The sequence below is a fragment of the Type-C symbiont of Plautia stali genome (assembly GCF_059730935.1).
Map to the genome: position 1 here is coordinate 1 of NZ_AP035923.1, position 15638 is coordinate 15638.

The window sequence follows — 15638 nt, forward strand, 5'->3', positions numbered from 1 at the left end:
CCAGTAGTTATCCAAAGAACAACCGCTGATGCTTTTTTACGCTGTGCATAAGTAGCAAAGTTGATCTCAGCTTATACGGATCAGGATCACCGATCATTCACAGTAAACGATCCTCGCTAATCCCCTGTTGCCACAACGCTTTTCCGGGTTATCAACAGCCAGGGGCGATCCTAATAAGAGATCTAACAGAGGATCATATAAAAGACTTAAGATCCTTTCTTTTAAACCGCAGGATCCCGCGACTTTCGCCCTGAACAGAATTTCAGTAGAATCCACCGCCCAGGGCAACGATCCCTGTCCGAACACTAACGAGGACCCACTTCATGTTTTATCCAGATCCTTTTGACGTCATCGTAATCGGTGGTGGTCATGCGGGCACAGAAGCCGCGATGGCCGCTGCCCGAATGGGTCAGCAAACCCTGTTACTCACCCATAATATTGATACGCTGGGACAAATGTCCTGTAACCCGGCGATCGGTGGCATCGGGAAAGGACACCTGGTTAAGGAAGTGGATGCCTTAGGCGGTTTGATGGCCAGCGCGATCGATCAGGCCGGTATCCAGTTTAGGATACTAAACGCCAGCAAAGGCCCGGCGGTGCGCGCCACGCGTGCACAGGCAGACCGGGTACTGTATCGCCAGGCGGTACGCACTGCGCTGGAAAACCAGCCGAACCTGATGATCTTCCAGCAGGCGGTTGACGATCTGATTGTGGAGAACGATCGCGTTGTCGGCGCCGTGACCCAGATGGGCCTGAAGTTCCGGGCGAAAACCGTCGTTCTGACGGTCGGCACCTTCCTGGACGGCAAAATCCACATCGGCCTCGATAACTACAGCGGTGGTCGTGCAGGCGATCCTCCGTCAATTCCGCTGGCTAAACGTCTGCGTGCGCTGCCGCTGCGCGTAAACCGTCTGAAAACCGGTACGCCACCGCGTATCGATGCCCGCACCATCGACTTTTCGGTGCTCACGCCGCAGCACGGGGATGACCCGATGCCGGTGTTCTCGTTTATGGGCCATGCCGGACAGCATCCGCAGCAGGTGCCATGCTGGATCACCCACACCAACGAGCAGACACATGAAGTGATCCGCAATAACCTCGATCGCAGCCCGATGTATGCCGGGATCATCGAGGGGATCGGGCCACGCTACTGCCCGTCGATCGAAGACAAAGTGATGCGCTTTGCCGATCGTAACGCGCATCAGATTTTCCTTGAGCCGGAAGGGCTGACCAGCAACGAAATCTACCCGAACGGCATCTCCACCAGCCTGCCGTTTGATGTGCAGATGCAGATCGTGCGCTCGATGAAAGGTCTGGAGAACGCGAAGATCGTGCGTCCGGGCTACGCCATCGAGTATGACTTCTTCGATCCGCGCGATCTCAAGCCGACGCTGGAGAGTAAATTTATCCACGGCCTGTTCTTCGCCGGCCAGATCAACGGCACCACCGGTTATGAAGAAGCGGCAGCGCAGGGACTGCTGGCCGGCCTTAACGCTGCGCGTCAGTCTGCGGACAAAGAGGGCTGGGCGCCGCGTCGCGATCAGGCCTATCTTGGCGTGCTGGTCGACGATCTGTGTACGCTGGGCACCAAAGAGCCGTATCGCATGTTTACCTCGCGCGCCGAGTATCGTCTGATGCTGCGTGAAGACAACGCCGATTTGCGCCTGACCGAAACCGGACGTGAACTCGGCCTGGTCGACGACGCGCGCTGGGCTCGCTATAACCAGAAGCTGGAAGCGATTGAGCAGGAGCGTCAGCGTCTGCGTGACCTGTGGGTGCATCCGAAGTCTGAAAACGTCAGCGAAGTGAACACGGTAATCAGCGCGCCGCTCACCAAAGAGGCCAGCGCGGAAGATCTGCTGCGTCGTCCGGAGATGACCTACGAACTGCTGATGTCGCTGCCGAGCTACGGTCCGGCGCTGGCGGATGAGCAGGCCGCAGAGCAGGTAGAGATTCAGGTGAAGTATGAAGGTTACATCGCGCGTCAGCAGGAGGAGATCGATCGCCAGCAGCGCAATGAAAACACCTTACTCCCGGCCGACCTCGACTATCGCCAGGTGAATGGACTGTCGAATGAAGTGATCGCCAAACTCAACGACCACAAACCGACCTCCATTGGCCAGGCATCGCGTATTTCCGGCATCACGCCGGCGGCGATTTCAATTCTGCTGATTTACCTGAAAAAACAGGGCCTGCTGCGTAAAAGCGCCTGATCGACCCCCGGGGCGGGCATGCTCGCCCCTGTTAATGGAATTCTCGTCGTGATTAATAAACTCTCCCGGCTGCTGCAAGCGGCAAACATTTCCCTCTCCGATCAGCAAAAACAGCAGCTGGTGGGTTATGTCGAACTGCTGCACAAGTGGAATAAAGCCTACAACCTGACTTCGGTGCGCGATCCGCAGCAGATGCTGGTGCGCCACATTCTCGACAGCATCGTGGTAGAACCCCACCTGCAGGGTGAGCGCTTTATTGATGTCGGTACCGGACCGGGCCTGCCGGGGATCCCGCTGGCGATTGTCCGCCCGCAGGCGCACTTTACGCTGCTGGATAGCCTCGGGAAACGCGTGCGTTTCCTGCGTCAGGTGCAACATGAGTTAGGACTCACTAACGTCACGCCGGTTCAGAGCCGGGTGGAAGAGTTTCCGGCTGAGCCGCCGTTTGACGGAGTAATCAGCCGCGCCTTTGCATCGCTGGAAGACATGCTGAACTGGTGCCACCATCTGCCGGGAGCAACAGGCCACTTCTATGCGCTGAAAGGCGTCAGGCCGGATGACGAAATTGCCGCGCTGCCTGCCGGCTTCGCCATCGAAAAAATTGAGCCACTGCGGGTGCCGGAACTGGAAGGTGAGCGTCATCTGGTGGTGATCAGGCGGCAATAGTCGCGCAAACGGTGTGGATTTATCGTGATTCATGCCGTTTGGCTTAGCGCAGCAGCCGGCTAAAAAAACAGCGGTTGAACGCGTCACGATAAACGCTTTTATTCAACAGGGCAGGGGAAGCGGGTTAACATCCGCCGCGGAAATTATCCGAAAACCTCTGTTACATTTAACGAATAATTCACATTTCATTATCAGTTACATCACTTTAACCGCTGTATTTACTGTGACGAATAGTCACGGCGGAAAATATAACTCTGCAATAAATCGGCGGACGTAATATCAGTTTTACGTTTTTATTGCTGTGGGTGATGTCAATAGAGTGTTTTTATCGAAAATCTGGCGCTAATCCTGGAGCAATAATTCTATCTTACTGATAGAAAAGTAAATTACGGGTTTCATTAATTGCGCGGCAGGGGTTAAAAAGCAAATTATCGCTGCCGGGGGTGCTTATAATGTGATCTGAAGCACGCTTTAAAAGCAAGTCTGCCGGGCAATTTCAAGCCTGTTTCGTCAGGCAGGCCGAAGCGGATGTTTTGAAAAATAGCCCTCCAGAAAGAAATTTAAATAATTGTTCACCTTTTCGCTACTTACCGATTGAAATCGCAGGTGCGGCCCGTATAATTTGCACGGCTTTTGCTGCTTGACTCAAAAGAGTAAAGGCAGTCTTATACGACACGCGACATACCCCGTTCGGGGCAGGAGAGTTAAGCGTCATGTCAGTGTCTCTTTACAGTGTGAAATTAGCCCGAACCGTGCTGGTGATCCAGCTGGTGACCTTTGTCGTAATCGGTGCGCTGTTTGCCCTGAAAGATGTCACCTGGGGCGCCTCTGCCATCGCGGGTGGTGCGGCAGCCTGGCTGCCAAACGTACTGTTTATGTTTTTAGCCTGGCGCCTGCAGGATCAAACTCCGGCAAAAGGGCGTGTCGCCTGGAGCTTCGCCTTTGGTGAAGTGCTCAAGGTGTTTGCCACCGTTGTTTTTCTCGTTGTGGCGTTAGGTGGATTTGGAGCGGTCTTCTGGCCACTCGCAATCACCTGGTTATCGGTGCTGGTGGTACAAATCGTCGCGCCGGCTGTAATTAACAACAAAGGGTAAGAGGCATCATGGCCGCAGGAGAGATCTCAACGCCGCAGGAATACATAGGTCATCATCTGACACATCTTCAGATGGACCTGCGTACTTTCGAGCTGGTGAATGCACACGACGCGCCAGCAACGTTCTGGACGTTAAACCTGGACTCCATGTTTTTCTCTGTTGTACTGGGACTGGTGTTCCTGGTGCTGTTCCGTAAAGTGGCGAAAAGCGCCACCAGCGGTGTGCCAGGGAAAATGCAGGCGGCTATCGAGCTGGTCGTTGGCTTTGTTGATAGCAACGTCCGCGACATGTACCACGGTAAGAGTAAAGTTATCGCCCCGCTGGCTCTGACGATTTTCGTCTGGGTCTTCCTGATGAACTTCATGGATCTGCTGCCTATCGATTTGCTGCCGTTTATCGGCGAGCACTATCTGGGCCTGCCGGCGCTGCGCGTCGTGCCGTCTGCAGACGTGAACATCACGCTGTCTATGGCGCTGGGCGTATTTATTTTGATTCTGTTCTACAGCATCAAAATGAAAGGTGTAGGTGGCTTCGCCAAAGAGCTGACGCTGCAGCCTTTTAATCACCCGATCTTCATCCCCATCAACCTGATTCTTGAAGGTGTTAGCCTGCTGTCTAAACCGGTTTCGCTCGGTCTGCGACTGTTCGGCAACATGTATGCGGGTGAGCTGATCTTTATCCTGATTGCCGGTCTGCTGCCGTGGTGGTCGCAGTGGGTGCTGAATGTGCCATGGGCCATTTTCCACATCCTGATTATTTCGCTGCAGGCTTTCATTTTCATGGTCCTCACGATTGTCTATCTGTCGATGGCATCTGAAGAGCATTGATTTTTATCTCAACAACTTAGCTTTTAACTGAAACAAACTGGAGACTGTCATGGAAAACCTGAATATGGATCTGCTGTACATGGCTGCCGCTGTGATGATGGGTCTGGCGGCAATCGGTGCTGCGATCGGTATCGGCATCCTCGGAGGTAAATTCCTGGAAGGCGCAGCGCGTCAGCCGGATCTGATTCCTCTGCTGCGTACGCAGTTCTTTGTTGTAATGGGTCTGGTGGATGCAATCCCAATGATCGCTGTTGGTCTGGGTCTCTACGTGATGTTTGCTGTCGCCTAAAGCCTGTAGCCGTGGTTCACTCATGGCACGCAGTGTGATGAGGAACGGATTCTGCCGTTTATCGCTGATAGCGGCAGAGCAAGTTAACTTAATAAGAGGCATTGTGCTGTGAACATTAATGCAACAATCCTCGGCCAGGCCATCGCGTTCATCCTGTTTGTCGCGTTCTGCATGAAGTACGTATGGCCGCCGATTATGGCTGCCATCGAAAAGCGCCAGAAAGAAATTGCTGAAGGCCTTGCTTCTGCTGAACGCGCGAAGAAAGATTTGGATCTCGCGCAGGCCAATGCGACCGACCAGCTGAAAAAAGCCAAAGAAGAAGCTCAGGTCATTATCGAGCAGGCGAACAAACGCCGTGCCCAGATTCTGGACGAAGCCAAAACTGAAGCTGAGACTGAACGTAACCGCATCGTGTCTCAGGCGCAGGCAGAAATCGAAGCCGAGCGCTCACGTGCACGTGAAGAGCTGCGTAAGCAAGTCGCGCTGCTGGCCTTAGCTGGCGCCGAGAAGATCATCGAACGTTCCGTGGATGAAGCTGCTAACAGCGACATCGTTGATAAACTGGTCGCTGAACTGTAAGGAGGGAGGGGCTGATGTCTGATCTGATTACTGTAGCTCGCCCCTACGCCAAAGCAGCTTTTGACTTTGCTGTTGAGCATCAAAGTATCGACCGCTGGCAGACCATGCTGGCGTTTGCCGCAGAAGTGGCTCGCAACGAACAGATGGCAGAACTCCTTTCCGGTGCATTAGCACCGGAAGCCTTGTCTGCTTCTTTCAACGCAGTCTGTGGTGATCAACTTGATGAACACGCTCAGAACCTGATTAAGGTTATGGCGGAGAACGGACGTTTGACAGCGCTTCCAGCGGTACTGGAACAGTTCATTCAACTGCGTGACGCTTATGAAGCGACAGCCGAAGTTGATGTGATCTCCGCCAGTGCGCTGAGTGACAGCCAGCTGAGTAAAATCAGCGCCGCGATGGAAAAACGTCTGTCACGCAAAGTTAAGCTGAATTGCAAAATTGATAAGTCTGTAATGGCAGGTGTGGTTATCCGTGCGGGTGACCTGGTGATTGATGGCAGCGTGCGCGGCCGTCTTGACCGTCTGGCAGACGTCTTGCAGTCTTAAGGGGACTGGAGCATATGCAACTGAATTCCACCGAAATCAGCGAACTGATCAAGCAGCGCATTGCTCAGTTCAATGTCGTGAGCGAAGCTCACAACGAAGGTACTATTGTTTCTGTAAGTGACGGTATCATCCGCGTACACGGCCTGGCCGATGTAATGCAGGGTGAGATGATTGCTCTGCCGGGCAACCGTTACGCTATCGCACTGAACCTCGAGCGTGACTCTGTAGGTGCAGTAGTGATGGGTCCGTACGCTGACCTCGCCGAAGGCATGAAGGTGAAGTGTACTGGCCGTATCCTGGAAGTGCCGGTTGGCCGTGGCCTGCTGGGCCGCGTGGTTAACACCCTGGGTGCACCGATCGACGGTAAAGGCGCTATCGACAACGATGGCTTCTCACCAGTTGAAGTGATTGCACCAGGCGTTATCGACCGTCAGTCAGTCGACCAGCCTGTTCAGACCGGTTACAAATCTGTCGATGCGATGATTCCAATCGGCCGTGGCCAGCGTGAGCTGATCATCGGTGACCGTCAGACCGGTAAAACTGCGATGGCCATCGACGCCATCATCAACCAGCGCGATTCTGGCATCAAGTGTGTCTACGTCGCGATCGGTCAGAAAGCCTCTACCATCTCTAACGTGGTACGTAAGCTGGAAGAGCACGGTGCGCTGTCTAACACCATCGTGGTTGTCGCTTCCGCTTCTGAATCCGCTGCGCTGCAGTACCTGGCTCCGTATGCCGGTTGCGCAATGGGTGAATACTTCCGTGACCGCGGTGAAGATGCGCTGATCGTTTATGATGACCTGTCTAAGCAGGCTGTTGCTTACCGTCAGATTTCTCTGCTGCTGCGCCGTCCGCCGGGTCGTGAAGCATTCCCGGGCGACGTGTTCTACCTCCACTCTCGTCTGCTGGAGCGTGCATCACGCGTTAGCGCTGACTACGTTGAGCGTTTCACCAACGGTGAAGTGAAAGGCCAGACCGGTTCTCTGACCGCGCTGCCGATCATCGAAACCCAGGCGGGTGACGTTTCTGCGTTCGTTCCGACCAACGTAATCTCGATTACCGATGGTCAGATCTTCCTGGAATCGAACCTGTTCAACTCCGGTATCCGTCCAGCCGTTAACCCGGGTATTTCGGTATCCCGTGTTGGTGGTGCTGCACAGACCAAGATCATCAAGAAACTGTCCGGTGGTATCCGTACCGCGCTGGCACAGTATCGTGAACTGGCAGCGTTCTCTCAGTTCGCTTCCGATCTGGACGATGCAACGCGCAAACAGCTGAGCCACGGTCAGAAAGTGACCGAGCTGCTGAAGCAGAAACAGTATGCACCGATGTCTGTTGCACAACAGGGTCTGGTACTGTTCGCTGCCGAGCGCGGCTTCCTGAACGACGTTGAACTGGCGAAAATCGGCAGCTTCGAAGCCGCTCTGCTGGCGTTCGCCGATCGCGAACACGCGGAGCTGATGGCTGAAATCAACCAGGCGGGTAACTACAACAACGAAATCGAAGAGAAGCTGAAAGGCCTCCTCGAAACGTTTAAAGCAACCCAGTCCTGGTAATGTCTGGCGGCTTGTCTGAAAAGGCAGGCCGCAAGGCTTTGAGGAGAAGCTAATGGCCGGCGCAAAAGAAATACGTACCAAGATCGGAAGCGTGAAAAACACGCAGAAGATCACCAAAGCGATGGAAATGGTCGCCGCCTCCAAAATGCGTAAAACGCAGGAACGCATGGCGGCCAGCCGTCCGTATGCAGATACCATGCGCAAAGTGATTGGTCACCTTGCTCTGGGTAATCTGGAATACAAGCACCCTTACCTGGATGAGCGCGACGTTAAGCGCGTCGGCTACCTGGTCGTTTCGACTGACCGCGGGCTTTGTGGTGGTTTGAACGTTAACCTGTTCAAAAAATTGCTGGCAGAAATGAAAGGCTGGTCTGATAAAGGCGTGCAGAGCGATCTGGCGATTATCGGTTCCAAAGGCGTTTCTTTCTTCGGTTCTGTAGGTGGCAACGTCGTGGCTCAGGTTACCGGCATGGGCGATAAGCCTGCGCTGTCCGACCTGATCGGCCCGGTAAAAGTGATGTTGCAGGCTTATGATGAAGGCCGCATCGACAAGCTGTATATCGTCAGCAATAAGTTTAATAACACCATGTCTCAGACTCCGACCATTACCCAACTGCTGCCGTTACCGCCAGCGGAAGGTGAAGAAGAGATGAAGGCGAAGACCTGGGATTACCTGTACGAACCCGATCCGAAAGCGCTGCTGGATACCCTGCTGCGTCGTTATGTCGAATCGCAGGTTTATCAGGGTGTGGTGGAAAACCTGGCCAGTGAGCAGGCTGCACGTATGGTGGCCATGAAAGCGGCAACCGATAACGGCGGAAACCTGATCAAAGAGCTGCAGTTGGTGTACAACAAAGCTCGTCAGGCCAGCATCACTCAGGAACTTACCGAGATCGTCTCGGGAGCCTCCGCGGTTTAACCAGGCATATATCCCGTCGTGCGAGCGCGGCCGGATATTCTCGTATTAGGTAGAGGATTCAAGATGGCAGCTGGAAAGATTGTCCAGATTATCGGCGCCGTAGTTGACGTCGAATTCCCTCAGGACGCGGTACCGCAGGTATACAGCGCTCTCGAGGTAAAAAATGGTGATGCTCGTCTGGTGCTGGAAGTTCAGCAGCAGCTGGGCGGTGGCGTGGTGCGTACCATCGCCATGGGTTCTTCTGACGGCCTGAAGCGCGGTCTGGAAGTCACCGACCTGAAAAAACCTATCCAGGTTCCGGTTGGTAAAGCAACACTCGGCCGTATCATGAACGTGCTGGGTGAGCCAATCGACATGAAAGGCGACCTGAAAGAAGAAGACAGCAGCGCTGTAGAGGTTTCCTCTATTCACCGCGCAGCGCCTTCTTATGAAGATCAGTCAAACTCGCAGGAACTGCTGGAAACCGGCATCAAGGTTATCGACCTGATGTGTCCGTTCGCGAAGGGCGGTAAAGTCGGTCTGTTCGGTGGTGCGGGTGTAGGTAAAACCGTAAACATGATGGAGCTGATCCGTAACATCGCGGCTGAGCACTCAGGTTATTCGGTCTTTGCCGGCGTGGGTGAGCGTACTCGTGAGGGTAACGACTTCTACCACGAAATGACGGACTCCAACGTTATCGATAAAGTAGCGCTGGTGTATGGCCAGATGAACGAGCCGCCGGGTAACCGTCTGCGCGTAGCACTGACCGGTCTGACCATGGCGGAAAAATTCCGTGATGAAGGCCGTGACGTTCTGCTGTTCATCGACAACATCTACCGTTACACCCTGGCCGGTACAGAGGTTTCTGCACTGCTGGGTCGTATGCCATCGGCGGTAGGTTATCAGCCAACGCTGGCTGAAGAGATGGGTGTGCTGCAGGAGCGTATTACCTCCACCAAGACCGGTTCAATCACCTCCGTACAGGCCGTTTACGTTCCTGCGGATGACCTGACTGACCCGTCACCAGCAACCACCTTTGCTCACTTAGACTCAACCGTTACGCTGAGCCGTCAGATCGCGTCACTGGGTATCTACCCGGCCGTTGACCCGCTGGACTCTACCAGCCGTCAGCTGGATCCGCTGATCGTCGGTCAGGAGCACTACGACGTCGCGCGTGGCGTTCAGTCGCTGCTGCAGCGTTACCAGGAGCTGAAAGACATCATCGCCATCCTCGGCATGGACGAGCTGTCTGAAGAAGACAAACTGCTGGTGGCACGTGCGCGTAAGATTCAGCGCTTCCTGTCTCAGCCGTTCTTCGTAGCAGAAGTCTTCACCGGTTCTCCGGGTAAATACGTGACGCTGAAAGACACCATCCGTGGCTTCAAAGGCATCATGGAAGGCGAATTCGACCACCTGCCAGAGCAGGCGTTTTACATGGTCGGCGCGATCGAAGAAGCTGTCGAAAAAGCGAAGAAACTGTAATAACGGTTTCCCAGGAGGAGTGGTATGGCTATGACTTATCATCTGGACGTGGTCAGCGCGGAGCAGCAAATGTTCTCCGGTCTGGTGCAGCGTATCCAGGTGTCAGGTAGCGAAGGTGAGCTGGGGATTTACCCGGGTCACGCCCCGCTGCTGACTGCCATCAAGCCTGGTATGATTCGCATCGTTAAACAGCACGGCGAAGAGGAGTATATCTACCTCTCTGGCGGCGTGCTGGAAGTACAGCCGGGCAGCACGACCGTTCTGGCCGACACTGCAATTCGCGGTGAAGACCTCGACGAAGCGCGCGCGCTGGAAGCGAAACGTAAAGCAGAAGAGCACATGAACAGCAGCCACGGCGACGTGGACTATGCTCAGGCCTCTGCGGAGCTGGCGAAAGCTATCGCGAAACTGCGCGTCATCGAGCTGACCAAAAAAGCGATGTAATCAGGCTTTATGCGTCACGAAATGCCAGCCCCCGGGCTGGCATTTTTTTTGCCTGCTGCCGGTGCGCATAAATGCGCACCCTACGAATAGCTATGCTAGTGGGCGCCATTCATGGCGACCAAATGTCGGTACGCATAAATGCGCATGCTGTCCAAAACCGCACAATTACCCCGTAGGGGCGCCATTCATGGCGACCAAATGTCGGTACGCATAAATGCACACGCTGTCCAAAACCGCACAATTACCCGTAGGGGCGCCATTGATGGCGACCGAAAATGGCGCAACGCCCTTACCTTATGCCCTCCCCGGCGACCCGTGCTGGCCACTCACCGCCACTCATCCTCTTCCGCTAATTTCGCACGGAGAAAAATGTAGTAATCTCAGGGGTAAACCTTACACTTTCGAAAGCTAAATTGAGTCAGGATAGTTATGTCGACAAGCGCAATGAGCGTGGTGATCCTCGCCGCTGGCAAAGGCACCCGCATGTATTCCGATCTGCCCAAGGTGCTGCACAGCCTGGCAGGTAAACCGATGGTGCAACACGTTATTGATGCCGCTACCGGCCTCGGCGCACAGCAGGTGCATCTGGTCTACGGCCACGGCGGTGAATTGCTACAGGAAAAACTGGCGCATAACCCGCTGAACTGGGTGTTGCAGGCGGAACAGCTCGGCACCGGCCATGCCATGCAGCAGGCGGCACCGTTCTTCGCCGATGACGAAGATATCCTGATGCTGTACGGCGATGTCCCGCTGATCGCCCAGGAAACCCTGCAGCGTCTGCGCGACGCCAAACCCGCTGGCGGCATCGGGCTGCTCACTGTGGTGCTGGATAATCCCACAGGCTACGGACGCATCGTGCGCGAAAATGGCACCATCACCGGCATTGTGGAGCAAAAAGATGCGTCAGCCGAACAGCTGAAGATTCAGGAGATCAACACCGGCATCCTGATCGCCAACGGTGCCGACCTGAAGCGCTGGCTGGCGCAGCTCAACAATCACAATGCGCAGGGCGAATTTTACATCACCGATATCATCGCCATGGCGCATCAGGAAGGCCGCGTGATCAACGCAGTGCACCCGACGCGTATCAGCGAAACCGACGGCGTGAACAATCGTCTGCAGCTTTCCACTCTGGAGCGCACTTATCAACGCGAGCAGGCAGAAAAGCTGCTGTTGGCTGGCGTCATGCTGCGCGATCCGGCGCGCTTCGATCTGCGCGGTACGCTGCAGCACGGTCGTGATGTCGATATTGATACTAACGTGATCATTGAAGGCAACGTCACGCTGGGCCATCGGGTAAAAATTGGCGCTGGCTGCATCATCAAAAACAGCGTGATTGCCGATGACTGCGAAATCAGCCCTTATTCGGTGATTGAAGATGCCACGCTGGCCGCCGCCTGCACCGTCGGGCCGTTTGCGCGCCTGCGTCCGGGCAGCGAACTGGCCGAACAGGCGCACGTCGGCAACTTCGTCGAGATGAAGAAAGCGACGCTGGGCAAAGGCTCAAAGGCCGGCCATCTGTCGTATCTCGGGGATGCGGAGATTGGCGCGGGCGTGAATATCGGTGCCGGCACCATTACCTGCAACTACGACGGTGCCAATAAGTTTAAAACCATTATCGGCGACAACGTGTTTGTCGGCTCGGACACCCAGCTGGTGGCCCCGGTCAGCGTGGCAGCGGGCGCCACCATCGCCGCCGGCACGACGGTGATGAAAGACGTTACCGCTGCCGATCTGGTCTATAACCGCAAAGAGCAAAATCAGAAGTCTGGCTGGCAGCGTCCGGTTAAGAAAAAATAAATGTCAGGGCCGGCAAAGATCGGCCCGGTATTAAAAACCCGAAATATACCTGCTTTCAGGCAGCTAACGCACCTGCAACCTGGAATATGAAGGGCTATCCCCCACTCTCTACAAGGCTCGGGGAACAATCAGGTCAGATGACAACGCAATGGCCGAAAGCCATGACGTCAGGAAATTACTATGTGTGGAATTGTTGGTGCAGTAGCGCAGCGTGATATCGCAGAAATTCTGCTGGAAGGGCTGCGTCGTCTTGAGTATCGCGGTTATGACTCTGCCGGTCTGGCGGTTGTCGATCGCCAGGGCCACATGACGCGGTTGCGTCGTCTGGGTAAAGTGGCCAATCTGGCGGAAGCGGCGGAGCAGCAGCCACTGATTGGCGGAACCGGCATCGCGCACACCCGCTGGGCGACGCACGGTGAGCCGTCGGAAGCCAATGCGCACCCGCACGTCTCAGAGCACATTATTATTGTGCACAACGGCATCATTGAGAACCACGAACCGCTGCGTGAGCAGATGATCGCACGCGGTTATCGCTTTGCCTCCGAAACCGATACCGAAGTGGTGGCGCACCTGGTGCACTGGGAGCAGAAACAGGGCGGTACGCTGCGCGAAATGGTACTGCGGGTGATCCCGCAACTGCGCGGGGCATATGGCATGGTGATCATGGACAGCCGCGATCCGTCGGTGCTGGTGGCTGCGCGTTCCGGCAGCCCGCTGGTGATTGGCCGCGGCGTGGGCGAAAACTTTATCGCTTCCGATCAGCTGGCGCTGCTGCCGGTGACCCGCCGCTTTATCTACCTCGAAGAAGGGGATATTGCCGAAATTACCCGCCGCGAAGTGACGATTATCGATCGCCACGGTAACCAGGCACAGCGCGCGGAGATCGAATCCAATGCGCAGTACGATGCCGGCGACAAAGGCGTCTACCGCCATTACATGCAGAAAGAGATTTACGAACAGCCGAATGCCATCAAAAACACGCTGGCCGGCCGCTTCCATGACGGCATTGTTGATCTCAGCGAACTGGGCGCTAACGCGGAAACGCTGCTGAGCCAGGTGGAACATATCCAGATCATCGCCTGCGGCACCTCTTACAACTCCGGCATGGTGTCGCGTTACTGGTTTGAGTCGCTGGCCAACATCCCGTGTGACGTGGAGATCGCCTCCGAATTCCGCTATCGCAAATCGGCGGTGCGTAAAAACAGCCTGCTGATCACCCTGTCGCAATCCGGTGAAACCGCCGATACGCTGGCAGCGCTGCGCCTGTCCAAAGAGCTGGGCTATCTCGGTTCGCTGGCCATCTGCAACGTGGCCGGTTCGTCACTGGTGCGTGAGTCAGACCTGGCGCTGATGACTAAAGCCGGCACCGAAATTGGCGTGGCCTCGACCAAAGCATTCACCACTCAGCTGACGGTACTGCTGATGCTGGTGGCGAAGCTGGGCCGTCTGCACGGCATGCGCGCTGAAACCGAGCATGAGATTGTTCATGCACTGCAGGCGTTGCCGAGCCGCATTGAACAGATGCTGGCGCAGGATAAAGTGATCGAGAATCTCGCCGAAGGCTTCTCTGACAAGCATCACGCGCTGTTCCTCGGCCGTGGCGATCAGTATCCGATTGCCATGGAAGGGGCGCTGAAGCTGAAAGAGATCTCATACATCCACGCCGAAGCCTATGCGGCGGGCGAGCTGAAACACGGTCCGCTGGCGCTGATTGATGCCGATATGCCGGTGATTGTGGTGGCACCGAACAACGAACTGCTGGAAAAGCTGAAATCCAACATCGAAGAGGTGCGCGCGCGCGGCGGTCTGCTGTATGTGTTTGCCGACCAGGATGCCGGTTTCAGCGACAGCGAAGGCATGAAAATCATCCCGCTGCCGCACGTTGAAGAGGTGATTGCCCCAATCTTCTACACCGTGCCGCTGCAGTTGCTCTCCTACCACGTGGCGCTGATCAAAGGCACCGACGTCGACCAGCCGCGTAACCTGGCGAAATCGGTTACGGTGGAATAAGCGTAGCCCGGTCTGGAAACAGGCCGGGTTTTTTAACTCATTGTTGTTCCGATTAAATTGATCGTGAATTCTGTGAACGTTGTGAATTAATTTTTCCCTGATATGTGAAATCAACTTTCATAATTCGCTGGCTGTCCTTCACTTCTTTTTTGTTTAACTTTAATTTAACCTTTCAGTCATAAGCTTTCTGATGCATGTAGCAAGCCAAACTCGTTCTCTGCATGTAGGAATTTATGGCGCGTTATTTCATATTTACTTTTTTGTGTCTGATGCTTTTATCCGATGCACTGGCATCGTCATTCAGTGTGAATATTTCCGGTAACGTGATGGTACCTGCCGACTGTAAAATAAATAATGGTATGCCGATTAGTGTTAATTTCGGCGATGTGCGCACCGATAAAATAGATGGGAAAGCGTATCAGCAACCTGTGTCATTTACGCTTTTCTGCACTAATCTTCCCCCTAATGCGCTTAAACTCCAGCTACAGGGGAATGCAGCCAGCTTTGATAGCGGTGCGTTACGCGCATCAGTCAGCGGTTTAGGTATTGCGTTTTTTAAGTCTAACGCTGAAAGGTTAAATATTAATACCAGCTGGGTAAACTTTACTTATCCCGCGCTGCCGGTTATTACGGCCGTCCCGGTGAAAGATAACAGCAGTAGTTTAACGGGTGGAAGTTTTACTTCAGCGGCAACACTGGTAGTGGAACTGCAATAAATGAAACGTACGTGGTTAATGGCACTATTGCTGCCCGCTATGCTGAAGTATAGCGCAGTGGCTGCTTTCAGCGTGCAGGCTAACTTCAGTGGAAAACTCATCGAGCCGCCGTTATGTCAGATTAACGGCGAAAAGCCAATTATGGTGGAGTTTGGTTCAGTGGTTATTTCCCAAATCAATGGCGACAGCTACAGAAAACCTGTCTCCTGGACGTTAACCTGTAGCAATAATCCCGATAAGAGTATGCGTGTACAAATCAGTGGCACCGGAAGCGCATTTAATTCTGCTTTGCTGGCGACCAGCCAGCGTGATTTGGCGATTCAGATATTAAGCGGTAAAAATGGCGAAAACGCCCTGGCACTGAATAACTGGCTGCCGTTTACCTTTCCTGCGCTGCCCGTCATTCAGGTGGTACCGGTGAAAAAAAACGCCGCGGTGTTAACCAGCGGTGACTTTTCTGCTTTTGCTGCGCTGGTGGTTGAGTACCAGTAGATGATCGGCGTTGACGCAACCACA

15 protein-coding genes are annotated in these 15638 nt (G+C 54.5%); all 15 read left to right on the forward strand.

The genetic code is table 11. From position 1 onward, the window contains the following. The first annotated feature begins 323 nt into the window (after positions 1–323). The 15 genes from mnmG to AC6I7J_RS00075 all read left to right on the forward strand — a co-directional run bounded on the left by mnmG (position 324) and on the right by AC6I7J_RS00075 (position 15614). Complete coding sequence (mnmG, locus tag AC6I7J_RS00005) at positions 324–2213, forward strand: tRNA uridine-5-carboxymethylaminomethyl(34) synthesis enzyme MnmG (protein ID WP_021508183.1); 1890 nt, start codon at positions 324–326, stop codon at positions 2211–2213. 48 nt (positions 2214–2261) lie between these two features. Next, positions 2262–2879 (forward strand): 16S rRNA (guanine(527)-N(7))-methyltransferase RsmG, encoded by a 618-nt coding sequence (rsmG, locus tag AC6I7J_RS00010; RefSeq protein ID WP_058758219.1) that lies wholly within the window; start codon positions 2262–2264, stop codon positions 2877–2879. A 713-nt stretch (positions 2880–3592) separates the two neighbouring features. Beyond that, positions 3593–3973, forward strand: a complete 381-nt coding sequence (gene atpI / locus AC6I7J_RS00015; RefSeq protein WP_021508185.1) for a F0F1 ATP synthase subunit I — start codon at positions 3593–3595, stop codon at positions 3971–3973. Between the two features lie 8 nt (positions 3974–3981). Further along, the gene (atpB, locus tag AC6I7J_RS00020; RefSeq protein ID WP_031279833.1) at positions 3982–4800 is read left to right on the forward strand and encodes a F0F1 ATP synthase subunit A; all 819 of its coding nucleotides are present in this window, start codon (positions 3982–3984) and stop codon (positions 4798–4800) included. Between the two features lie 49 nt (positions 4801–4849). Next, positions 4850–5089, forward strand: a complete 240-nt coding sequence (gene atpE / locus AC6I7J_RS00025) for a F0F1 ATP synthase subunit C (protein WP_003849523.1) — start codon at positions 4850–4852, stop codon at positions 5087–5089. A gap of 108 nt (positions 5090–5197) precedes the next feature. Next, on the forward strand, positions 5198–5668 hold the full coding sequence (gene atpF, locus AC6I7J_RS00030; RefSeq protein ID WP_021313757.1) for a F0F1 ATP synthase subunit B: 471 nt from the start codon (positions 5198–5200) through the stop codon (positions 5666–5668). Between the two features lie 14 nt (positions 5669–5682). After that, complete coding sequence (atpH, locus tag AC6I7J_RS00035) at positions 5683–6216, forward strand: F0F1 ATP synthase subunit delta (RefSeq protein WP_021508187.1); 534 nt, start codon at positions 5683–5685, stop codon at positions 6214–6216. Between the two features lie 14 nt (positions 6217–6230). Continuing rightward, positions 6231–7772: a F0F1 ATP synthase subunit alpha gene (gene atpA, locus AC6I7J_RS00040; protein WP_021508188.1), complete on the forward strand. Its 1542-nt coding sequence runs from the start codon at positions 6231–6233 to the stop codon at positions 7770–7772. 52 nt (positions 7773–7824) lie between these two features. Further along, positions 7825–8691, forward strand: a complete 867-nt coding sequence (atpG, locus tag AC6I7J_RS00045; RefSeq protein WP_021508189.1) for a F0F1 ATP synthase subunit gamma — start codon at positions 7825–7827, stop codon at positions 8689–8691. Between the two features lie 63 nt (positions 8692–8754). Then, positions 8755–10152 carry a F0F1 ATP synthase subunit beta gene (gene atpD, locus AC6I7J_RS00050; protein WP_498006448.1) on the forward strand — a complete coding sequence of 466 codons (1398 nt, stop codon included), beginning with the start codon at positions 8755–8757 and terminating at the stop codon, positions 10150–10152. A gap of 24 nt (positions 10153–10176) precedes the next feature. Next, positions 10177–10596, forward strand: a complete 420-nt coding sequence (locus AC6I7J_RS00055) for a F0F1 ATP synthase subunit epsilon (protein WP_021508191.1) — start codon at positions 10177–10179, stop codon at positions 10594–10596. Positions 10597–11025: 429 nt separating this feature from the next. Then, entirely contained in the window at positions 11026–12396 is a 1371-nt protein-coding gene (glmU, locus tag AC6I7J_RS00060) for a bifunctional UDP-N-acetylglucosamine diphosphorylase/glucosamine-1-phosphate N-acetyltransferase GlmU (protein ID WP_104189482.1), read from the forward strand. Between the two features lie 180 nt (positions 12397–12576). Continuing rightward, positions 12577–14406 (forward strand): glutamine--fructose-6-phosphate transaminase (isomerizing), encoded by a 1830-nt coding sequence (gene glmS, locus AC6I7J_RS00065; RefSeq protein WP_498006451.1) that lies wholly within the window; start codon positions 12577–12579, stop codon positions 14404–14406. Positions 14407–14639: 233 nt separating this feature from the next. Continuing rightward, on the forward strand, positions 14640–15122 hold the full coding sequence (locus tag AC6I7J_RS00070) for a fimbrial protein (protein ID WP_498006453.1): 483 nt from the start codon (positions 14640–14642) through the stop codon (positions 15120–15122). Positions 15123–15194: 72 nt separating this feature from the next. After that, positions 15195–15614, forward strand: a complete 420-nt coding sequence (locus AC6I7J_RS00075) for a fimbrial protein (protein WP_498006454.1) — start codon at positions 15195–15197, stop codon at positions 15612–15614. Positions 15615–15638 lie beyond the last annotated feature (24 nt).